23 protein-coding genes are annotated in these 19,519 nt (G+C 64.4%); 15 read left to right on the top strand and 8 right to left on the bottom strand.

What is annotated here, in order from left to right; genetic code table 11:
• Together I6F17_RS31460 and I6F17_RS31465 are read left to right on the top strand one after the other, a co-directional pair.
• On the top strand, positions 1-472 hold a 472-nt coding region (locus I6F17_RS31460; RefSeq protein WP_225131999.1), incomplete at its 5' end, for a GyrI-like domain-containing protein.
• Positions 473-477: 5 nt separating this feature from the next.
• On the top strand, positions 478-1,182 hold the full coding sequence (locus tag I6F17_RS31465; RefSeq protein ID WP_225132000.1) for an SIMPL domain-containing protein: 705 nt from the start codon (positions 478-480) through the stop codon (positions 1,180-1,182).
• An 88-nt stretch (positions 1,183-1,270) separates the two neighbouring features.
• Here the strand turns inward: I6F17_RS31465 and I6F17_RS31470 are convergent, their stop codons facing one another.
• Both I6F17_RS31470 and I6F17_RS31475 read right to left on the bottom strand, forming a co-directional pair.
• Positions 1,271-1,681, bottom strand: coding sequence for a hypothetical protein (locus I6F17_RS31470; RefSeq protein ID WP_225132001.1), 411 nt, complete (start codon positions 1,679-1,681; stop codon positions 1,271-1,273).
• 172 nt (positions 1,682-1,853) lie between these two features.
• Positions 1,854-2,918, bottom strand: coding sequence for an MBL fold metallo-hydrolase (locus I6F17_RS31475; protein WP_225132002.1), 1,065 nt, complete (start codon positions 2,916-2,918; stop codon positions 1,854-1,856).
• A 329-nt stretch (positions 2,919-3,247) separates the two neighbouring features.
• Between I6F17_RS31475 and ffh the strand changes: the two genes are divergently transcribed.
• The 7 genes from ffh to I6F17_RS31510 all read left to right on the top strand — a co-directional run bounded on the left by ffh (position 3,248) and on the right by I6F17_RS31510 (position 9,213).
• Positions 3,248-4,798 (top strand): signal recognition particle protein, encoded by a 1,551-nt coding sequence (ffh, locus tag I6F17_RS31480; protein ID WP_036024559.1) that lies wholly within the window; start codon positions 3,248-3,250, stop codon positions 4,796-4,798.
• Positions 4,799-4,898: 100 nt separating this feature from the next.
• Complete coding sequence (rpsP, locus tag I6F17_RS31485) at positions 4,899-5,231, top strand: 30S ribosomal protein S16 (RefSeq protein WP_025032875.1); 333 nt, start codon at positions 4,899-4,901, stop codon at positions 5,229-5,231.
• A gap of 9 nt (positions 5,232-5,240) precedes the next feature.
• On the top strand, positions 5,241-5,816 hold the full coding sequence (rimM, locus tag I6F17_RS31490; protein WP_225132003.1) for a ribosome maturation factor RimM: 576 nt from the start codon (positions 5,241-5,243) through the stop codon (positions 5,814-5,816).
• 117 nt (positions 5,817-5,933) lie between these two features.
• Entirely contained in the window at positions 5,934-6,689 is a 756-nt protein-coding gene (gene trmD / locus I6F17_RS31495) for a tRNA (guanosine(37)-N1)-methyltransferase TrmD (RefSeq protein ID WP_225132004.1), read from the top strand.
• Between the two features lie 110 nt (positions 6,690-6,799).
• The gene (gene rplS / locus I6F17_RS31500) at positions 6,800-7,180 is read left to right on the top strand and encodes a 50S ribosomal protein L19 (protein ID WP_036008895.1); all 381 of its coding nucleotides are present in this window, start codon (positions 6,800-6,802) and stop codon (positions 7,178-7,180) included.
• Positions 7,181-7,506: 326 nt separating this feature from the next.
• Entirely contained in the window at positions 7,507-8,913 is a 1,407-nt protein-coding gene (gene leuC, locus I6F17_RS31505; protein WP_225132005.1) for a 3-isopropylmalate dehydratase large subunit, read from the top strand.
• A 90-nt stretch (positions 8,914-9,003) separates the two neighbouring features.
• Positions 9,004-9,213 carry a hypothetical protein gene (locus tag I6F17_RS31510; RefSeq protein WP_036008898.1) on the top strand — a complete coding sequence of 70 codons (210 nt, stop codon included), beginning with the start codon at positions 9,004-9,006 and terminating at the stop codon, positions 9,211-9,213.
• A 116-nt stretch (positions 9,214-9,329) separates the two neighbouring features.
• Here I6F17_RS31510 and I6F17_RS31515 read toward each other — a convergent pair whose 3' ends face one another.
• The gene (locus I6F17_RS31515; protein ID WP_225132006.1) at positions 9,330-9,872 is read right to left on the bottom strand and encodes a hypothetical protein; all 543 of its coding nucleotides are present in this window, start codon (positions 9,870-9,872) and stop codon (positions 9,330-9,332) included.
• Positions 9,873-10,347: 475 nt separating this feature from the next.
• On the bottom strand, positions 10,348-10,623 hold the full coding sequence (locus I6F17_RS31525) for a hypothetical protein (protein WP_036040777.1): 276 nt from the start codon (positions 10,621-10,623) through the stop codon (positions 10,348-10,350).
• Positions 10,624-10,780: 157 nt separating this feature from the next.
• On the opposite strand from I6F17_RS31525, the gene I6F17_RS31530 reads away from it, so the two are divergent.
• From I6F17_RS31530 to I6F17_RS31545, 4 genes are all read left to right on the top strand, one after another.
• The gene (locus I6F17_RS31530) at positions 10,781-11,179 is read left to right on the top strand and encodes a metallopeptidase family protein (RefSeq protein ID WP_036008911.1); all 399 of its coding nucleotides are present in this window, start codon (positions 10,781-10,783) and stop codon (positions 11,177-11,179) included.
• Positions 11,180-11,349: 170 nt separating this feature from the next.
• Complete coding sequence (gene leuD, locus I6F17_RS31535; RefSeq protein ID WP_027573022.1) at positions 11,350-11,955, top strand: 3-isopropylmalate dehydratase small subunit; 606 nt, start codon at positions 11,350-11,352, stop codon at positions 11,953-11,955.
• 80 nt (positions 11,956-12,035) lie between these two features.
• On the top strand, positions 12,036-12,821 hold the full coding sequence (locus tag I6F17_RS31540; RefSeq protein WP_225132014.1) for a hypothetical protein: 786 nt from the start codon (positions 12,036-12,038) through the stop codon (positions 12,819-12,821).
• A gap of 182 nt (positions 12,822-13,003) precedes the next feature.
• Positions 13,004-13,423 carry a DUF6455 family protein gene (locus I6F17_RS31545; protein ID WP_225132007.1) on the top strand — a complete coding sequence of 140 codons (420 nt, stop codon included), beginning with the start codon at positions 13,004-13,006 and terminating at the stop codon, positions 13,421-13,423.
• Positions 13,424-13,432: 9 nt separating this feature from the next.
• Here I6F17_RS31545 and I6F17_RS31550 read toward each other — a convergent pair whose 3' ends face one another.
• On the bottom strand, positions 13,433-14,206 hold the full coding sequence (locus I6F17_RS31550) for an N-acyl homoserine lactonase family protein (RefSeq protein ID WP_225132008.1): 774 nt from the start codon (positions 14,204-14,206) through the stop codon (positions 13,433-13,435).
• Positions 14,207-14,217: 11 nt separating this feature from the next.
• Positions 14,218-15,111 (bottom strand): AraC family transcriptional regulator, encoded by an 894-nt coding sequence (locus I6F17_RS31555; RefSeq protein ID WP_036040800.1) that lies wholly within the window; start codon positions 15,109-15,111, stop codon positions 14,218-14,220.
• 194 nt (positions 15,112-15,305) lie between these two features.
• Between I6F17_RS31555 and I6F17_RS31560 the strand changes: the two genes are divergently transcribed.
• Positions 15,306-16,061, top strand: coding sequence for an SDR family oxidoreductase (locus I6F17_RS31560; RefSeq protein WP_225132009.1), 756 nt, complete (start codon positions 15,306-15,308; stop codon positions 16,059-16,061).
• An 87-nt stretch (positions 16,062-16,148) separates the two neighbouring features.
• On the opposite strand, the gene I6F17_RS31565 is transcribed toward I6F17_RS31560, so the two are convergent.
• Both I6F17_RS31565 and I6F17_RS31570 read right to left on the bottom strand, forming a co-directional pair.
• The gene (locus I6F17_RS31565; protein WP_225132010.1) at positions 16,149-17,642 is read right to left on the bottom strand and encodes a tetratricopeptide repeat protein; all 1,494 of its coding nucleotides are present in this window, start codon (positions 17,640-17,642) and stop codon (positions 16,149-16,151) included.
• 169 nt (positions 17,643-17,811) lie between these two features.
• A complete protein-coding gene (locus tag I6F17_RS31570; RefSeq protein ID WP_225132011.1) occupies positions 17,812-18,693 on the bottom strand; it encodes a CoA ester lyase in 882 nt (293 codons plus the stop codon).
• A 101-nt stretch (positions 18,694-18,794) separates the two neighbouring features.
• Here I6F17_RS31570 and I6F17_RS31575 point away from each other — a divergent pair, with 101 nt between their 5' ends.
• Entirely contained in the window at positions 18,795-19,436 is a 642-nt protein-coding gene (locus tag I6F17_RS31575; RefSeq protein WP_036008941.1) for a carbonic anhydrase, read from the top strand.
• The last annotated feature ends 83 nt before the right edge of the window (positions 19,437-19,519 follow it).

Genomic DNA, 19,519 nt, shown 5'->3' on the forward strand with positions numbered 1-19,519 from the left:
GGTTCAGACCGCCGATCCCTTTGGCCTCGAGACCATGCTCGAGCCGAAGAAGGTCGTGATGGTCAAGGGCACCGCCAATTGGGACTCCGCGTTCGACACGCTGATCGACGCCTTCAAGGCGTTGAACACGCTGCTCGACAAGCAGGGCATCAAGCCATCGGGCAATTCGATGATCGTCTACACCTCGACGGACGATACCGGCTTCACCTTTCTTGCCCAGATCCCGGTCGATCAGGACCCGAAGAACCTGTCCAAGGACATGAGCATCGGCAAATCGCCTGAAGGCAAGGCGCTGAAATTCGTCCATCGCGGCTCCTACGACAACATGGACAATACGTATGAGGCGATCACCAATCATCTCGACGACAAGAGGCTGGAAGCCAAGGACACCTTCATTGAGGAGTACCTCACCGATCCCCTGAAGACGTCCGAGGACAAGCTCGTGATCAATGTTTTCGTGCCACTGAAGTGAGACTGATGAAAAAGCCTGCCCTACTCGCCGCCGCCCTCGCCGCCACGCTACTCGCCGCGCCCGCGCGCGCCGAGGATTTTCCCTCCGCAATCTCGGTGAGCGGCGAAGCCTCCGTGTCCGCGGCGCCCGATCTCGCGCAAATCGATGCCGGCGTCGCCAACGACGCCAAGACAGCGAAAGAGGCCTCCGATGCCAACAACGCCGCGATGGGCAAGGTGCTGCTGGCGCTGAAGAGCGCAGGCATCGCCGAGAAGGATTACCAGACCTCGCGGCTGTCGCTGCAGCCGCAATACGGCCAGAACAAATCCACCGGCGCCTCGCCGGTGGTCGGCTTCCGCGCGAGCAACCGCGTCACCGTCAAGATCCGCGACGTGACCAAGGTGGCCGGCATCATCGACACGCTGGTCAGCGCCGGCGCCAACGACATCGGCAACATCTCCTTCGAGGTGACGCAAGCCTCGAAGCTGCTGGATGATGCGCGCGAGCATGCGGTGGCCGACGCGCGGCGCAAGGCGGAGATTTACGCGAAGGCCGCCGGTGTGACGCTGGGCGCGCCGCTCAGCGTCACCGAGGGCGGCGGCCCGGTGCCGCTGTTCAAGGGCCGCATGGCCGAACGGATGGCCGCAGCCCCACAGGCCGCGGTCGCGCCGGGCGAGGAGACGCTGACGGTGACGGTGAATGTGAGCTGGGCGATCAAGCCGGGGCAGTAGCCGCTTTCGTAAGAGGCGCATCGTCGCAATACCAATGGGCCGGCGACCCGATCATACGTCCGGCGGCAGGGATAGCATCGTTGCCCGATCAATCATTCACGCTGATATCAGTAAAAAGGAACCCCGCCGGCGTCTTGGTGAAGACGAAGATGAGCTCGCCGCAGAAGACGAAGTAACTGTCGTTCTTATAGTCATCGCGATCGTAGACGGCCTTGCCGCGCTGGATACACGCGCGATTTTTCGCCGTGAACGAGGTCCGATAGGTCTTGGCGCCAAATTGCGCGGCGTCGCGAATTGCGTTGTCGTTCATGAACGGCAACCGTGTCATACCGGCGACGGCGGCGGAATCGTTTGCCTTCAGCGCCGCGCGAAACTTCTCGATGAAGCCATCGAATTCCTTCTGCAAGGCAGGAGAAGCGACGGCGTTCTTCGCCTGGGCGACGGCCGGAGCAAGGTTCACGAGAGCGGTTGCAAGCACAATTCTCAGCAAAAATCCCACAGGCCGGCTCCATCCATCGATTAATAAAGGTCTTCCGACCGAAATCCATGGTGCTTTGTTGCGTCATGGGCTTTCTGGTTCAACGGCGCAGAACCGCACGCACCTGCCGCAATGGGAGCAAAGCGGACATTGCTTTCGTCGCATCAAGCCGCCGGGTTTATGGATACACGACCTAAATCTCCACCACCTGCCCCGGCAGCATCGCCACGAATCTTTCCTGCGGAATCTTCGCGGCATCCAGCGCCTCGACCAGCGCTGTCGCCGGCGCGTCGATCGCTTCGTCCGTCAGTTGGAACGTGCCGTGGTGATGCCCGAGCGCTTGCTCGGCGCCGCAATCGGCCAGCGCCTTCACCGCATCTTCGGGGTTCATGTGCTGGTCGCGCATGAACCAGCGCGGCTCGTAGGCGCCGATCGGGAGGATCGCCAGGCGCAGCTTGCCGTGCTTCTCGGCGACGCGGCGGAAATGGCGGCCATCGCCATAGCCGGAATCGCAGACCACGTAGATCTTCCCGGCCGGCGTCTCCAGGACAAAGCTCGCCCACAGCGCCTTGTTGCGGTCGAACAGGCCGCGCGCGGTCCAGTGCCTTGTCGGCACCAGATGCACCGCGACGCCTTCGCCGAGCTCGACGCGGTCGTGCCAATCGAACGCCTCCACCTTGATCCTGGAGTCCCAGCTGCGCATCGTGACGTCGTTGCCGAGCGGGGTAACCACGCGCGGGGCGAAATTCTTGGTGAGCCGCGACAGCGTCGCGATGTCGAGATGATCGTAATGGCCGTGCGAGACCAGCACGACATCGATCTTCGGCAGCTTCTCGAAGGCGATGCCGGGGTCGTTGTGCCGCTTCGGCCCGGCAAAGGCGATCGGCGAGACCCGCTCCGACCAGACCGGATCGACCAGTATGTTGAGGCCGCCGGCCTGGATCAGCCAGCTGGCGTGACCGACGAAGGAGAGCCGCACCTTGTCGCCGTCGACCCGCGCCGGCGGTGTATCGGCATGCGGGCTCGGGGCCCAATCCGGCCAGGTCGCCCGCCGCCGCTTGCCGCTGAACTGCCAGCGCAGCACCTCGCGCAGCGATTTCGGCGGCGCCCCGTCCGGATCGAAGAAGGTCAGGCCGTCGAAATGGTCGGAGGCGGGGCCGTCATAGGTTTTCATGCTGGACATCCAGAGGGAGGGGACGCCGACCAGCGCACCGGCTCCGGCGAATAGTCCGAAAAGGCGGCGGCGGGTGATCGGCACGGCGGGCTTCTAGGGATGGTTGGAGGGGTAAGACATCACCGCCTATATGGGCGGGGCTGGCGGAAAAGGAACCTGCGACAAAAGGATCACGTTTTCAAAACCTTGGCTTACCAAGGGCGGGCCGACACCCTAACTTTCCTTGACTTTTGAGCGGGAGCGGCGTTTAACCCCGCCACTTTCTCGGAAAGGCTTTCTTTTCGACCCGCCGACCGGCCTCGAGGCCGGAGGTCAACGCCCGACAGCGCTGTGCGCCCTCGGGCGCAAAGGTGTTTGGACTTACTTCTCCCTCGCCCCGCTCTTGCGGGGAGAGGTAAAAGAGGACAACGGCATTGTTCGACAATCTGTCGGAACGGCTTGGTGGCATTCTCGATCGTCTGACGGGGCGCGGTGCGCTGACCGAAAAGGACGTCGACGCCGCGATGCGCGAGGTGCGCCGCGCGTTGCTGGAGGCCGATGTCGCGCTGGAAGTCGTCCGCAGCTTCACCGAGCGCGTGCGCGAACAGGCGATCGGCGCCACCGTCGTCAAGTCGGTCACCCCCGGCCAGATGGTGGTGAAGATCGTCCATGACGAGCTGGTCAACACGCTGGGCGCCGAAGGCCAGACCATCGACGTCAATTCCGTGCCGCCGGTGCCGATCATGATGGTCGGCCTGCAGGGCTCCGGTAAGACCACCACCACCGCAAAACTCGCCCGCCGCCTGGTCCAGCGCGACAAGCGCAAGGTGCTGATGGCCTCGCTCGACGTCTACCGTCCGGCGGCGATGGAGCAGCTGGCCGTGCTCGGCCGCGACCTCGACATTCCCACTTTGCCAATCGTTGCCGGCCAGCAGCCGCCGCAAATTGCGAAACGCGCGCTGGAAGCCGGCAAGCTCGGCGGCTACGACATCGTGCTGCTCGACACCGCCGGCCGCACCACGCTGGACGAAGAGATGATGGCGGAAGCGGCTGCGATCAAAGCCGCGGCCAATCCGCATGAAGTGCTGCTGGTTGCGGACTCGCTCACCGGCCAGGACGCCGTGAACCTCGCGCGTTCGTTCGATCAGCGCGTCGGCCTCACCGGTATCGTGCTCACACGCGTTGACGGCGACGGCCGCGGCGGCGCCGCGCTGTCGATGCGCGCCGTCACCGGCAAGCCGATCAAGCTGATCGGCACCGGCGAGAAGACCGACGCGCTGGAAGACTTCCACCCGGATCGTATCGCCGGCCGCATCCTCGGCATGGGCGACGTGGTGTCGCTGGTGGAGCGCGCCGCCGCCAATATCGACGCCGAGAAGGCCGCGCGCACCGCCGAGCGCATGCGCAAGGGTCAGTTCGACCTCAACGACATGCGCGAGCAGCTGCTGCAGATGGCCAATATGGGCGGCATCAGCGGGCTGATGGGCATGATGCCCGGCATCTCCAAGATGAAGAACCAGATCGCGGCCGCCGGCATCGACGACAAGATCCTGAAGCGTCAGGTCGCAATCATCGATTCCATGACGCGCGAGGAGCGGCGTCATCCGGACCTCTTGAAGGCCAGCCGCAAGAAGCGCATCGCGGCCGGCAGCGGCCAGAGCGTCGAGCACGTCAACAAGCTGCTGAAGATGCACCGGAACATGGCCGACGTGATGAAGGCCATGGGATCGGGCAAGCGCGGCCCGCTCGCCGGCATCGCGCAGGCGATGGGCTTCGGCGGCGGCATGAAGATGCCCTCGCCCGAAGAGATGAAGGCGCTGCAGGAGAAGATGCAAGGCGCGGGCGGCGGACAAGGCCTGCCGAATCTGCCGAAGGATCTGCCGCCTGGTCTTCGCTCGGGCCTACCGAATTTGCCGGGACTTACGGGTCTCAGCGGCAAGCCGACCCTTCCGGGTCTGGGCGGCTTTCCCGGCAAGAAGAAATGAGGAATTCGTCGCACGGGATCATCAGCATCTCGCGCGGCGCGGAAATACCAATCAACCGAACAAAACGTACTTTGCAAACCACACTTTCGAGGAGAACTGAATGTCCGTCGTTATCCGTCTCGCCCGTGCAGGCACCAAGAAGCGTCCCGTCTATCACGTCGTCGTCGCCGATTCGCGCTTTCCGCGCGATGGCCGCTTCATCGAGCGTCTCGGCCATTTCAATCCGCTGCTGCCGAAGGACAACGAGACCCGCCTCAAGCTCGACATGGACAAGGTGAAGGCCTGGCTCGCCAAGGGCGCGCAGCCGTCGGATCGCGTCGCGCGTTTCCTCGATGCCGCCGGCGTCAAGAAGCGCGAAGCGCGCAACAACCCCGAGAAGGCCGTGCCGCGCAAGGAGCGCAAGGCGCAGGCCGAAGCCGCCGCCAAGGCGTAAGGCCGGATCATGTCGGCGCTGGTCTGCGTCGCGCGGATCGGCGCCGCGCATGGTGTGCGCGGTGCGGTCAAGCTGTGGACCTTCACCGAGGATCCCTTCGCCGTCCGCCGCTACGGGCCGCTGTCGACCAAGGACGGCAGGCGCCAGTTCGAAATCGCGCAGGTGCGCGAGGCCAAAGATCATCTGGTCGCGACATTCAAGGGTGTCGCGACCCGCGATGAGGCCGAGCGCCTCAACGGCATCGAGCTCTACGTCGCGCGCGACAAACTGCCCGCGACGGACGAGGACGAATATTACCACACCGATTTGATCGGGCTTGCCGCCGTCACCACCGACGGCGATGCGCTCGGCCGCGTGCTCGCAATTCACAATTTCGGTGCCGGCGACATCATCGAGATCGCGCCGCTCAAGGGCCCGACGATGCTGCTGCCGTTCTCCAACGCGGTGGTGCCGGAAGTCGACCTCAAAGGCGGCCGCGTCGTGATCGCGTTGCCGCAGGAGATCGAGGGCGACGACGAGGGCGACGCTCCATCCACGGGTCGTCCCCGCCTAGTGCGCAAAGCGCACGAGGGCGGGGACCCATAACCACAGGCCGGAATTTTTCGCTAAGCTGATCGCTCCAGCTATCGCAAAACGGGCTGCGGTGGTTATGGGTCCCGGGCTCGCGCTTTGCGCGCCCCGGGACGACGAGATTAGGATGTAATGACCAATCCCTCACCCTGGCGCGCGACGGTGCTGACGCTGTTTCCGGAGATGTTTCCGGGGCCGCTCGGAGTGAGCCTCGCCGGCCGGGCGCTCGCGTCCGGGCTCTGGCAGATCGAGGCGCGGGACATCCGGGCGTCCGCGACCGACCGCCACCGCAGCGTCGACGATACCCCTGCCGGCGGTGGCCCGGGCATGGTGCTTCGGGCGGACGTTCTGGCCGCGGCGATCGATGCTGCCGAAATCGGGCGAGACCCGTCAAAAGCGCGGCCCCGCCTGCTCATGAGCCCCCGGGGTCGGCCATTGACCCAGGCCCGGGTGGTCGAGCTCGCCGAAGGCCCCGGCCCCCTGATCGTCTGTGGGCGGTTCGAGGGGGTGGACCAGCGGGTGATCGACGCGCGCGGCCTGGAGGAGGTCTCGATCGGCGATTACGTGCTGTCCGGGGGCGAAATCGCAGCTTTGGCCCTGATCGACGCCTGCGTCCGGCTGCTGCCGGGGGTGATGGGCAAGGAAGCCTCGGGAACCGAGGAAAGCTTTTCGGATGGCCTGCTGGAGTACCCCCAATACACCCGCCCGCAGCTGTTCGAGGGGGTTCCAATCCCGGCCATCCTCACCTCCGGCGACCATGCCAAGGTGGCGGCGTGGCGGCGGGCCGAATCCGAGGCCCTGACGGCCGCCCGGCGCCCGGATTTGTGGGAAAAAGCCGCGCATCGGCGGACCGGCCAAAAAACGCCAAAAAACAAGACAGACGGGTGACAAACGCTCCGGCTTGCCTTATAGGAGCGGCCAAATCCGCAATGGCTGGATAGACGAATTTTGCGCAGCCCCCCGTTTCCAGGGCTGGGCGCGCCGATGGAGATTTACCCATGAACCTGATCAAGCAGCTCGAGCAGGAGCAATTCGACAAGCTGTCCGCCGGCAAGGACATCCCGGAATTCGCCCCCGGCGACACCGTGATCGTCAACGTGAAGGTCGTCGAAGGCGACCGCACCCGCGTGCAGGCCTATGAGGGCGTTTGCATCGGCCGTTCCGGCGGTGGCCTCAACGAGAGCTTCACCGTGCGCAAGATCTCCTATGGCGAGGGCGTCGAGCGCGTGTTCCCGCTGCTCTCCCCGATGATCGACTCGATCAAGGTGGTGCGCCGCGGCAAGGTGCGTCGCGCCAAGCTCTATTATCTCCGCAACCTGCGCGGCAAGTCGGCCCGCATCGTCGAGAAGCAGGACCGCGCTGCTGCCGTCGGCGAGTAAGCTTTCGCCACCAGGCAAGTCTTTCGAAAGCGCGGGGCTCGGCTCCGCGCTTTTTTGTTGCGTCAGCCGTGCGCGTCAAAGCACTCGCGCTTCCAATTCGGCCTGCTATATATTCCTAGAATGTTTCCAGATCTGACCAGCTTCGCCCGCATCCAGCGCATCGTCATCGACGATCGCTCGCGGCTGCCTGGCCGGTTCTTCGGACGCTTCGCGACCTCGGCAACGTCAGAGCTTAGCCGCGCAGCCTGAAGGCTGCGCTGACGATTTTGTTGCCCGCGCGCTCTGCCGCGCTCATCGCTGACACACATTCTTCGGAGCTCGAGCTCATGTCCAAGCCGACCACCCTGTACGACAAGATCTGGAACGACCATCTGGTGCACGAAGCCGAGGACGGCACCTGCCTGCTCTATATCGACCGCCATCTGGTGCACGAAGTGACCTCGCCGCAGGCGTTCGAAGGCCTGCGCGCCACGGGGCGCAAGGTCCACGCGCCCGAGAAGACGCTCGCCGTCGTCGATCACAACGTGCCGACCACCGACCGCACCAAGCCGAATCCCGACCCTGAAAGCATCGAGCAGATCAAGGCGCTGGCCGAGAACGCCAAGGAATTCGGCATCGAATATTACAACGAGTTCGACAAGCGCCAGGGCATCGTCCACGTCATCGGCCCCGAGCAGGGCTTTACGCTGCCCGGCACCACCATCGTCTGCGGTGACAGCCACACCTCGACGCATGGCGCGTTCGGCGCGCTCGCGCACGGCATCGGCACCAGCGAGGTCGAGCACGTGCTGGCGACGCAGACGCTGATCCAGAAGAAGGCCAAGAACATGCGCGTCACCGTCGACGGCAAATTGCCGGATGGCGTGACGGGCAAGGATATCATCCTGGCCATCATCGGCGAGATCGGCACCGCCGGCGGCACCGGCTACGTGCTGGAATATGCCGGCGAAGCGATCCGCGCGCTCTCGATGGAAGGCCGCATGACGGTCTGCAACATGTCGATCGAAGGCGGCGCGCGCGCTGGCCTGGTCGCGCCTGACCAAAAGGCGTTCGACTTCCTGCGTGATCGTCCGAAGGCTCCGAAGGGCGCGGACTGGGATGCGGCGATGCGCTACTGGGAGAAGTTGCGCTCCGATGACGGCGCGCATTTCGACCACGAGCTGCGCCTCGATGCTGCAAAGCTGCCGCCGATCGTGACCTGGGGCACCTCGCCTGAAGACGTGATTTCTGTCACCGGTATCGTGCCCGATCCCGACAAGATCGCGGACGAGGCCAAGCGCATCTCCAAGCATCGCGCGCTGAAATATATGGGCCTGACGGCGGGAACGAAGATCACCGACATCAAGCTTGACCGCGTCTTCATCGGCTCCTGCACCAACGGCCGCATCGAGGACCTGCGGGCCGCGGCGAAGATCGCCGAAGGCAAGACCGTGTCGGCGAACGTCAATGCCATGGTCGTGCCGGGCTCCGGCATCGTGAAGGAGCAAGCCGAAGCCGAGGGTCTCGACAAGATCTTCATCAAGGCCGGCTTTGAATGGCGCGAGCCGGGCTGCTCGATGTGCCTTGCCATGAACCCGGACAAGCTGAAGCCGGAAGAGCGCTGCGCCTCGACCTCGAACCGCAATTTCGAAGGCCGCCAGGGTTTTAAGGGCCGCACCCATCTGGTGTCGCCGGCGATGGCGGCAGCGGCGGCGATCGCAGGCCACTTCGTCGACGTCAGGGACTGGCGCTAAGCTGGTTCCTGCAATTGTAGCGATCGCGGCAAAGCGTCGTTAATCGGCGGCGCCGACGATGTCCTCGCGACGGTTTCGCGAGGACACGTCATGGCCAACAAGCCGGAATATGTCGATCTCATCAGCGAGGCCACGCGCCAGCACCGGCGACGCGCGCCGCCATTGCGCATCGTCGCCAAGCCGGAGGTCGAGGAGATCTCCAAGCTCAGCCGCTGGCCACCGGCGATGTTCAAGCAATGGAAGCTGGAGAACCTGATGCGGTGGAAGGCTTCGTCGTGGAAGCTGAAGGATTGGCTCTAACCAGTCTCTCCGTCATGCCCGGGCTCGTCCCGGGCATCCACGAACTCTCTGCACAAGCCCCAAGAACGTGGATGGCCGGGACAAGCCCGGCCATGACGCTGTTCGAATAGTTCACATCACCAATAGTACCGGTACGGATAGTGCCACCGCGGCCAGTGGCAGACGCGGCGCGGGCCGTAATAGGTCCAGATGATCCGGCAGCGGCGCGGATAAGAGTAGGAAGGATAGTAGCCGCCGACATAATAGGGCCGGTAGAAGTGACGATGCCGGAAATGGGGGCGGTGATGGCCCCAGTGCCGGTGGACCCCGCCATATCCGCCGTGGCGAAAGCCGCCATGGCGATGGATGCCGACATGTCTGTGGTGAAAGGCCGGCGCGGCGCGGAAGCCACCGCCGTGGAAACCGCGGCCGATATGCCCGCCGCCGCCGCGAAAACCGCCGCCGTGAAAATGCCCGCCGCCATGTCCGCCGTGCCCGCCACGGCGAACCTGCGTGACGAGATCGTCGGTCGCGGCCTTCGTCATCGGCGACGTCGCCGGATTGAACAAAGTGAGCGCTTCAGCGCGACGCGCGCTGCCGGCCGACAGCAACAGCGTCGCGGCGGCCGCAAGCCCGAGCACGCGCACCGAGCCGACCCGGCCGCCCAACATCCTCAGCATGGAATCCTCCCTGAATCCGGACGGCAGAGCTGCGACGTCTCGGCCGCGCCATTGCCGTTCAATTGCGGTCGCTCCCGGGATCAAGTTGCGGACAGCGATGTGAACGCGCCATGAATGAACAAGGCGCGGCGCCGCGATGCGACGCCGTGCCTCGCGCGATCGCAAAGCCAATGGTCCAAAGCGGCGCCTTACCAGAAGGGGCCGTAGGTGAACACAAACGGTGCCGGCACGCCGTAGGGATAGGGACGATAGTAGACAGGGCGCGCGTAGTAGCGCGGATCGCGGCGTACGGCAGGCCGCGCCATGTCATAGGTCCGCGCGTGTCGTCGTACATCGAAAACCGCGATCCCCGCAGACGCCTCCGGGACCGTCGCCCTTGGCGCGGCGGACGCGCGAGGCAGCCCAGTGGCCAGCGCGGCGGCAAAGGCCCATGCGATCCATCTCGCCATCACACCCTCACGAGGTCGCCGCGAAGTCAGCCCCGGCGCCAGTAGCAGCTCACGCGCGGCACGATCACCGTGCCGCTCGGCCGGAATTCCTGCACATAGGTGGCATTGCAGACCCGGACCGCGTCGGGGCCGGGATTGTAGCGGGGATAGACGCCGTCCGGGCTGTAATAGGGCGTGATGCGCAGGCGCGGCCGCTTGCGCGGCGGGGGGACATCGTCCGGCGAGACCAATTGAGCCATCCGGATTTCGGAACTGGCGGCCTGCGCCTCGGCGCCGACGCAAAACTGCGAAAACAACCCCATGCACAGTAGAGTCAGCGCTGTTTTCGTTCGCATTTTTCCGCCCACCCTGAACCGTCCCATCGATCGCCCCACGCTCCCCGTTTTGGCGGCGCCCGTCAACCTCGCCGCGCTTATAAAGCCAGATGCATCAGCGGGAAACCCGCGCTAAGAGGTGCTCATGTGGACGGAATTGAAAGCCCCTTCGCTCGCCGAAATGGAAGCGATGGCTCACGACGTGTTCGAGCGCCTGCCGGCGGAATTTCGCAAGCTTTGCGCGGGCGTGATCGTCCGCGTCGACGACTTCCCGACCGAGGAGGTCCTGGACGAGATGGAATGCGAGAGCGAGTTCGACCTGCTCGGCCTGTTCCAGGGCGTCGGCCTGCCCCAGCAGAGCTTTGGCGACGTGGCACGGCTGCCCAACATGGTCTGGCTCTACCGCCGCCCGATCCTGGATTATTGGGCCGAGCACGACGAAAGCCTCGGCCACATCGTCCGCCATGTCCTGATCCACGAGATCGGCCACCATTTTGGTCTGTCGGACGACGATATGGCCGCGATCGAGGCTAAGGCGGAGTAGGACGCTCTCGGTCCACCTCTCCCCACCGGCGAGAGGTGGAATCCCGATGCCGCGCCAGTTCGGCTTCAAACCCGCTACGGCAGACGAGCCCTGCCGAATTCGGCCTAGGATTTCCGGCCCGATCGCGATAAATAGCCGGTTCCCTGAACCACGTGCGGGAAAGCGCAACCATGGACAAGTTCACCACGCTGGAAGGCGTCGCGGCGCCGCTGAAGATCATCAATGTCGACACCGACATGATCATTCCGAAGCAGTACCTCAAGACCATCAAGCGCACCGGCCTTGGCAAGGGGCTCTTCTCCGAGCAGCGCTACAAGGACGACGGCAGCGAGAATCCGGATTTCGTGCTCAACCAGCCCGCCTATCGCAATGCGAAGGTGCTGGTCGCCGGCGACAATTTCGGCTGCGGCTCGAGCCGCGAGCACGCGCCCTGGGCGCTGCTCGACTTCGGCATCCGCTGCGTGATCTCGACCTCGTTCGGCGACATCTTCTACAACAATTGCTTCAAGAACGGCATTCTGCCGATCCGCGTCAGCCAAGAGGACCTCGACAAGCTGTTCGACGACGCCGAGCGCGGCGCTAACGCGACGCTGACGATCGACCTGCCGAACCAGGAGATCCGCGGCCCCGACGGCGGCAAGGTCAAGTTCGAGATCGACCCGTTCCGCAAGCACTGCCTGATCAACGGCCTCGACGACATCGGCCTCACCATGGAGAAGAAGGCCTCGATCGACTCCTATGAGGACAAGCTCAAGCGCGAACGCGCCTGGGCCTGATCTAAGATCTTCGTTTGAGCCCCGGTGCTGTCGGCGCCGGGGCTTTTTCTTTGTCCTGATTATCCCTTATGACTTCCCGCATGCTGCCCGAGATCGTCACCTTCTGGCATGGCCCGATGGATGCGCTGCGCCAGACCTGTCTGCGCTCGCAATTGGCTGCCGGGCACAAGGTTACGGTCTACAGCTTCGACACTATTCCCGGATTGCCGGCCGGCGTCGCGAATGCCGAGGCCGAGGCGATCCTGCCGCATGCGTTCTCCGAACGCCTGCGGCCGCCGCAGCCGGACGGCAGCTGGCGCGACTGGACCATTCTGCAGTTCAGCGACTTCTTCCGCATGAAGCTGATGGCGAAGGGCCTCGGCCTCTGGTTAGACGCCGACGTGCTGCTGTTGAGGCCGGTCGAGATCGATCCAGCCAAACCGTACTTCGCCTGGGAGCGGCCGCGCCAGCTCGGCAATTCCGTGCTCTATCTGCCGCCCGCGCACCGCATCGTTGCCGCCTTCGAAGAGCTGATGGAGCAGGAGGAGCTGACGCCGAACTGGCTGTCCGTGCGCCATCGCATCACCTTCATGATGCGCCGCCTGCGCGGCGGCTCGAACCGGCTCGCCGATATTCGCGTCGCGATCTACGGGCCCGCGGCGCTCACCGCGCTCGCGCGCCGTGCTGGCGAGCTGCAGAACGCATTGCCGAAGCAATCGTTCTACGCCGTGCATGCCGAGCCAAAGCTGTTCTTCGATCCCTCGAGCTATCTTGGCCTGGTCACCGACCCCTCCATCATCGGCCTGCACATCTCGCCGAAGGGACGCGGCGGCGAGAAGCCGATTCCCGGCAGCCTGTATGCCTGGGCGGCGGAGCGGTTTAGGTAGCTCTCCTTTACCTTGAACGATCACACAGCAGCGTAAGAGGTCGTCATGCCCAGACACGCTGCAGCGCGTCCGGGACACGAGAGCCATGTCCTTACCGCATTCCCTGTTTGATCCAGCGCAACGCGCTTCTGCATCATTGTGCTTATCTCGCTCCAATTCCGACCGTCCGAATGGAGCTTTCCATGAGCACCGTAACCAGGCCCTACCCCATCGTCCAGGATCTCATCGAGTCCTTCGCGAACTGGGTGAAGCACCGCCGCGAGATCAACGAAATGCGGCAGCTCGACCGCGCCGATTTCGACCGGATCGCCAATGATCTCAGGATCGCGCCGGACGATCTGGAGGAGCTGGTCCGTCATGGCCGGCACGCCGCCGACGAGCTGCCGAAGATGCTCGAACAGCTCGGCATCAGCACTGAGGCGCTCGGCCGCGCGCAGCCGCTGCTGCTCCGCGACCTCGAGCGGGTCTGCTCGCTCTGCAATCACAAGGGACAGTGCGACCGCGATCTCGCTGAGGGCACCGCCGCGGAGAATTACCACGGCTATTGCGCCAACGCCTCGACCCTGGAGACGCTCGAGCGTGCCGAACACGCGCCGCGGTGAGGCATTGCGCTACTCGATCCATTTCGGCGCGTAAGCCATTCCTTGGCTTTGCGCCGTATCGTGATTGATCCAGATTTCGGCGTTCTCGGCGCGTAGCAGCTCGACCACCTTGGCCATCGACGCAACCGTCGCCTGCGGGTCGGCATTGAACGACGGCACGCGCATGTGCCGGAGGTTCTCCCTGTTGTGCGCGACGTCACCGCTCAGCAGCACGGCGCCGCGCCGCGGCAGCTTCACCAGCAGCGAGCAATGCCCGGGAGTATGGCCGGGCGTGAAGATCATGCGCACTGCGCCGTCGCCGAATATGTCGTGGTCGCCATCGACGATCTCGTAAGGCCGCTCCTTCAACATCCTGTAGTGCTGAAGTGAGTAGCCGAACTCGTCAGGGTCAGGCCCGAACATGGCTTCGAACTCGGCCCGTTGAGCGATCCATCTTGCGTTTTCGAACAGGTCGACATTTCCGATATGATCGAAATGCGCGTGCGAGAGGAGGATCGTGCCGATATCGCGGGGCCGCACCCCGATTTCATCCAATTGATCCGCGAGAGGGCGGCGCACGATGCCGCGTATGCCGTGGGCGATGATCCGTCCTTCTGGATACTTCGCCAGCTCATCCGCTATTCCCGTATCCCAGATCAGCCACTCACCGCGGTGACGGATGAGATAGGCATTGCAGCTCAACGTCATGGGAATGCCGACATTGATACCGGGAGAGTAGATCGAACCGTCTTCGACCTCAGCAATGCCTCCGTCGAGGATGTAGATCCGGTCGATGGTCGCCATTCGAGGACTCTTTAAGCCGCCGATTCGACGCGCCGCTTCGCCTCGCGCATGTCGCGCCCAGGCGGCATGCCGAACAATCGGCAATATTCCCGCGTGAACTGCGTAACGCTTTCGTAGCCGACCCGATGAGAGGCGGTCGCGATGCTCGCGCCATCGGCCAGCATGGTGCGGCGCGCCTCGATCAGACGCAGCTGCTTCTGGAACTGAAGCGGGGTCAGCGACGTGATGCTGCGAAAGTGAAGGTGAAAGGCCGAGTGGCTCATCCCCGCGGCCTTGGCGAGCCGGTCGACACGCAAAGGCTTGGCATAGTCGGCGCGAATGATCGCAACCGCACGGCCGATCCGCTGCGCATGGCTGTCGGCCATACCGAGCGCCCTGATGGCACCACCGTGCCGACCGGCCAATAGCCAATAATGCAGCTCCCGCAGCACTTGGCTCTGGAGAATTGAGGCGGACGAGGGCCGATCGATCAGGCGCAACAACCGCAGCGCCGCATCGCTCACATCCCGCTCCGCTGGCTCGACCCGAAGCGGCTGCGACGGAACATAAGGCGCGGCCCCCATCTCGACGACCAGCCCCTCGATGACGATGGGATCGAGCTCTACGACGAGCGACAAATAGGGCACCGCGGCTGTGGCGCGCGTGATCTGGCTGACCGTCGGCACGTCGCTCGAGATCACCAGCGAATCGCCCGCACCCAGGTCGAACGACGTGGCGCCGACCGCAACACGCTTGGCACCTTGCAGCACCAAAGCGACCAGCGGCTTGGAGATCGCAAATTGGAGCGCGCTCGGCGCGGTCTCACGAATGATCGAGATGCCGGCGAAAGGCGTGGACGCAAGGCCTTTGCCGTCGGCGTGAGCTGCGGCGTAACGGCTGGCGATCTGGAGCAGCGTTTCGGTCACGGGTCCAATCTAGGCCGCGCCATGCATGCGGGCAATTGCCGAGAGGCGATCGGGCAAGAAGACGGGAGTTTCAGGCAAGGCTGCCGCCGGCCGCATTCCTGGAGGATTGGGCAAGACGATCGGAGCATCCGGCAACACCGGATGCTCGATCACAGGCAGAAAGGCCCCACCGAAACTTCACGAGGAAGCCTCAAATGCCCACCATTTCGCTCGTCACCGGCGCCAGCCGGGGCCTTGGCCGCAATACCGCAATCGCCATCGCGCGTCACGGCGGCGACGTCATCGTGACCTATCGCAGCGGCGCCGCCGCCGCCCGCGAGGTCGTCACCGAGATCGAGGCGCTCGGCCGAAAAGCGGTCGCGCTCCAGCTCGACGTCACCTCCGTATCGACCTTTCCGGCGTTCGCCGCAAAAGTCCGGTCGGCGCTGGCGGAGCATTGGCACGCCGACAAGTTCGATCATCTCGTCAACAATGCCGGCCAGGGCGAAATGGCCGCCATAGCCGAGACGACGGAGCAGCAGTTCGACGCACTCTTCGACACCCATGTCAAAGGGCCGTTCTTTTTGACGCAGGCCTTGCTGCCGCTGCTCGGCGACAATGGCCGGATCGTCAACTTCTCGAGCGGGCTGACACGCGTGTCTTTCCCCGGCTTCTCGGCCTATGCCGCAGCCAAGGGCGCCATCGAGGTTCTGACCGTCTACATGGCAAAAGAATTCGGCGAACGCGGCATCACCGCCAATGTCGTCGCGCCGGGCGCGATCGAGACCGACTTTCTCGGCGGCGCCGTCCGCGACATGCCGGATTTGAACAGGCAGTTCGCGCAAATGACCGCGCTTGGCCGCGTCGGTGTGCCCGACGACATCGGGCCGATGGTCGCGAGCCTGCTCGGTCCGGAGAATCGCTGGGTTACGGCCCAGCGCATCGAGGTGTCCGGCGGCCAGACGATCTGAGTGCGGCGGCATTGGCGCACTCCGTCGCGAGGCGACGGAGTCGAGCGTGCCGAACACGCGCCGCGGTGAATTGCAACTCGGACAACCTCACTTGGCCGCGACGAAGTAGAAATCCTGCCGGCCGGAGATCGAGCCGTAGCTGAACGGCTTCTGCCTGCGGCCGGTGGCCTCCATGACGTCGTCGCGGACGAAGTCGAACAGCCTGCGGACTTCGAGGCCTGGCGTCGGGAGATTCTTGACGAACGCGGTCGCGAACGGACTATTGATCCCGTCCCCGTCGAGCGCGGTCTCGCCGTCCTTGGCCGCGTAGACCACCAGCGTGCCCGCCTCCGGTTCCACCGGGGCCAGGCCTCGCGACACCGAACGCGATGCGACCGTCATCGTGCGCTTCATCTGGGCCGCGAACGGGTTGTCGCGGCAGGCATCGAGAATGACGAGGCGCAACTTTTTGGCGCGCTCCGCCGCATTGAGCACCTGATCGACCGGCACGGCCTCAAATCCGATTTCGCGATCCGCCGCGATCTTCGCGTCCGTCGGAATGAGATAATTGACTCCGCCGACCTCCATGCCGTGTCCGGCATAATACACGACGGCCCAATCTGCCGTCTCCGCACGTGCCGCGAACTCGCGCAAGGCATTGACCAGAGCATCCTTGCGGAGGTTGGTCAGCAGAGTCACGGCCTCGAACCCGGTGAGTCTCAACACGTCGGCGACGAGGCTCGCATCGCGGACGGGGTTCGGCAGGGCGGCGGCGTTTTCATAGGCAGAGTTGCCGATGACAAGCGCGATGCGGCGATCACCGTTCGCAGTCCCTGACGCCACGACGGCCGGAGCCACGCTTGACTTGTCGACCAAGACCGTTGCTGGCCGCGGCGCAGGCAAGGCAGCAAGCCGTTCGCGCGCCTTGTCCTGTGCCCATCGTGAGGCGCTCTGGGCCAGTCCGAGCGTGGCGTTGAAATCGGCCCTCGCCTTGGCGACATCGCCGCGCTTCTCGTAGGCCAAACCGCGATTGACATAGGCGTTCGCGTAAGCGGGGTCCACGCGTATCGCTTCGGTGTAATCAGCGATGGCGCGGTCCGTGTCGCCTTTGTTGCCGTAGGCGTTGCCGCGATTGAAATAGGCGTTCGCATTCGTGGGCTGCAGGCGCACGGCCTCGGTGTAATCGGCAATGGCCCGATCGGTGTTGCCCTTGTTGCTGTAGGCATTGCCCCGGTTGTAATAGGCGTTCGCATAGGCCGGATCGAGCCGGATCGTGGCGGTGTAGTCCGCGATGGCGCGCTCCGTGTCGCCCTTGTTGCTGTAACCGTTGCCTCGATTGTAGTACGCGTTCGCATGTGCCGGATCGAGCCGTATCGCCGCGGTGTAGTCGGCTATGGCGCGCTCCGTATCGCCATGGGCGGCATAAGCATTGCCGCGGTTGTAGTACGCATTCGCGTCCTTGGGATCGCGTCGTATCGCCTCGGAGGCGGTTGCAATGGCTGGATTGGCGTCGCCTTTGACGCGGTCGATCGCGGCTGCGGGCCCGGCGAGAACAAGAAGTGCAAAACAATAGAGCAATTTGCGAAGCATACGAAAACCCACGCGCCATATCCGGAACGGGAAGCAATATTCAAACGACGCAAATCTATCGGAGCAACCCCGCCGCGTTGTGTGATCTAAATTACAAAAATGCCGGCACAGGAGCACCGTCGTCTGCGGAATGTCGATACCGAAGGGAAATCGGCCCAGGCGATGATCCGGGAGCGCCCCCTCAGCCCTTCCCCATCGCCGCGATCGCGTCCGCAATCGCGATCGTGCGCCGGGCCATGTCGGCGTGCAGGCGTTCCACCATCGCACCATCCAGGCGGATCGCGCCGCGCGAGGCGTTCTCCGGCAGTTCGAACGCCGCGATGATTTTTCGCGCGCGGGCGACTTCCTCCTCAGGCGGGGTGAAGATGGCGTTGCAGGCGTCGATCTGGGAGGGGTGGATCAGGGTCTTGCCGTCGAAGCCGAGATCGCGGCCTTGCGCGCATTCGGTGGCGAAACCGTCGGAATTGGCGATGTCGCTGTAGGGACCGTCGAGGATTTCGAGGCCGTGCGCGCGGCTCGCCAGGATGCAATGGGTGATCATCGGGATCATCGCGGCGCGGCCCGGCAGCATCCTGATCCGCGTCTCGCGCGAGATGTCGTTCGGGCCGAACACGAAGCCCGAGAGACGGCGCGAGGGATCGCGGCCGGCGGCGGCCAGTTCCTCGGCATGCAGCACGGCGCGCGCGGTCTCGATCATGGCCCAGACCTTGACGGTCGGCGCGGCGCCGAGCTCGGCCAGCTTGCGGCCGATGGCGTCGAGATCCTCGACGCTCGAGACTTTTGGAACCAGGATGCCGTCCGGCGAGGCCTTGGCGGCCATGGCGGCGTCATCTGCCCACCAGGGCGTGTCGAGGCCGTTGGTCCGGATCAGGACCTCGCGCCTGCCAAATCCCTTGGCGGCGATCGCCGCCGCAATGCCGTCGCGCGCCACCGCCTTGGGCTCCGGGGCGACAGAATCCTCGAGGTCGAGGATCAGTCCGTCGGCGGCGAGATTGCGCGCCTTTTCCAGCGCGCGCGGGTTGGAGCCGGGCATGAACAGATGGCTGCGGCGCGGGCGGGTCATGCTGGCGTTCCTTCCTGGTCTATCGTCCCCCAGGCGATAGCATTTGGCCTGCCCATTCGAAAGGCTTGTCGGCCTTGGCGGTATGTGATTAGGCATGGGCCATGACGACATTCCCGACGCACTTGCTGGAAGGCTACAAGGCCTTCGCCACCCAGCGGCTGCCGACCGAGCAGAACCGCTACCGCGAGCTCTCGGTCAAAGGGCAGTCGCCTGAGACCATGGTGATCGGCTGCTGCGACTCCCGGGTCTCCCCCGAGGTGATCTTCGATGCGGGGCCGGGCGAGCTCTTCGTCGTCCGCAACATCGCCAATCTGGTGCCGACTTATCAGCCTGACGAAGGCGCTCACGGCGTCTCGGCAGCGCTCGAGTTTGCGGTGACAGTGCTGAAGGTGAAGCACATCGTGGTGCTCGGCCACGCCCAATGCGGCGGCATCCGTGCCTTCATCGACAAGATCGAGCCGCTCACGCCCGGCGACTTCATCGGCCGCTGGATGCAGATGTTCATCAAGCCGGGCGAGGTTGTGGAGCAGCGCGAGCACGAGACCATGGCGCAGTTCGTCGAGCGCATCGAGAAGGCCGCCGTGTTCCGCAGCCTGGAAAACCTGATGACCTTCCCGTTCGTCCGCAAGGCCGTGGAGAGCGGCCGGATGCAGACCCACGGCGCCTATTTCGGCGTGGCGGAGGGATCGCTGTTCGTGCTGGACAAGGCGACCAAGGAATTCAGGAACGCACGCGAGGGATAATCCTGCTCACCGGCGGGCAAGGCGGCTTGTCCGCAAGGCGCGCCTTTGCCGGCTCGCAAGAGGGCATATCGGGAGCTTGCAAA

Origin of the sequence: Bradyrhizobium sp. NBAIM18, from assembly GCF_020193825.1 — a bacterium.
Classification (GTDB): Bacteria; Pseudomonadota; Alphaproteobacteria; order Rhizobiales; family Xanthobacteraceae; genus Bradyrhizobium; species Bradyrhizobium yuanmingense.

Excerpts from the sequence above, each read along its gene's own strand:
- I6F17_RS31540 (WP_225132014.1), top strand. The coding sequence starts at position 12,036 with ATGCTGCCCGAGATCGTCACCTTCTGGCATGGCCCGATGGATGCGCTG.
- leuD (WP_027573022.1), top strand. The coding sequence starts at position 11,350 with ATGGACAAGTTCACCACGCTGGAAGGCGTCGCGGCGCCGCTGAAGATC.
- trmD (WP_225132004.1), top strand. The coding sequence starts at position 5,934 with ATGACCAATCCCTCACCCTGGCGCGCGACGGTGCTGACGCTGTTTCCG.
- rimM (WP_225132003.1), top strand. The coding sequence starts at position 5,241 with ATGTCGGCGCTGGTCTGCGTCGCGCGGATCGGCGCCGCGCATGGTGTG.
- I6F17_RS31530 (WP_036008911.1), top strand. The coding sequence starts at position 10,781 with ATGTGGACGGAATTGAAAGCCCCTTCGCTCGCCGAAATGGAAGCGATG.
- rplS (WP_036008895.1), top strand. The coding sequence starts at position 6,800 with ATGAACCTGATCAAGCAGCTCGAGCAGGAGCAATTCGACAAGCTGTCC.
- I6F17_RS31550 (WP_225132008.1), bottom strand. The coding sequence starts at position 14,206 with ATGGCGACCATCGACCGGATCTACATCCTCGACGGAGGCATTGCTGAG.
- I6F17_RS31545 (WP_225132007.1), top strand. The coding sequence starts at position 13,004 with ATGAGCACCGTAACCAGGCCCTACCCCATCGTCCAGGATCTCATCGAG.
- I6F17_RS31560 (WP_225132009.1), top strand. The coding sequence starts at position 15,306 with ATGCCCACCATTTCGCTCGTCACCGGCGCCAGCCGGGGCCTTGGCCGC.
- I6F17_RS31570 (WP_225132011.1), bottom strand. The coding sequence starts at position 18,693 with ATGACCCGCCCGCGCCGCAGCCATCTGTTCATGCCCGGCTCCAACCCG.
- I6F17_RS31515 (WP_225132006.1), bottom strand. The coding sequence starts at position 9,872 with ATGCTGAGGATGTTGGGCGGCCGGGTCGGCTCGGTGCGCGTGCTCGGG.
- I6F17_RS31525 (WP_036040777.1), bottom strand. The coding sequence starts at position 10,623 with ATGGGGTTGTTTTCGCAGTTTTGCGTCGGCGCCGAGGCGCAGGCCGCC.
- I6F17_RS31465 (WP_225132000.1), top strand. The coding sequence starts at position 478 with ATGAAAAAGCCTGCCCTACTCGCCGCCGCCCTCGCCGCCACGCTACTC.
- rpsP (WP_025032875.1), top strand. The coding sequence starts at position 4,899 with ATGTCCGTCGTTATCCGTCTCGCCCGTGCAGGCACCAAGAAGCGTCCC.
- I6F17_RS31510 (WP_036008898.1), top strand. The coding sequence starts at position 9,004 with ATGGCCAACAAGCCGGAATATGTCGATCTCATCAGCGAGGCCACGCGC.
- I6F17_RS31575 (WP_036008941.1), top strand. The coding sequence starts at position 18,795 with ATGACGACATTCCCGACGCACTTGCTGGAAGGCTACAAGGCCTTCGCC.
- leuC (WP_225132005.1), top strand. The coding sequence starts at position 7,507 with ATGTCCAAGCCGACCACCCTGTACGACAAGATCTGGAACGACCATCTG.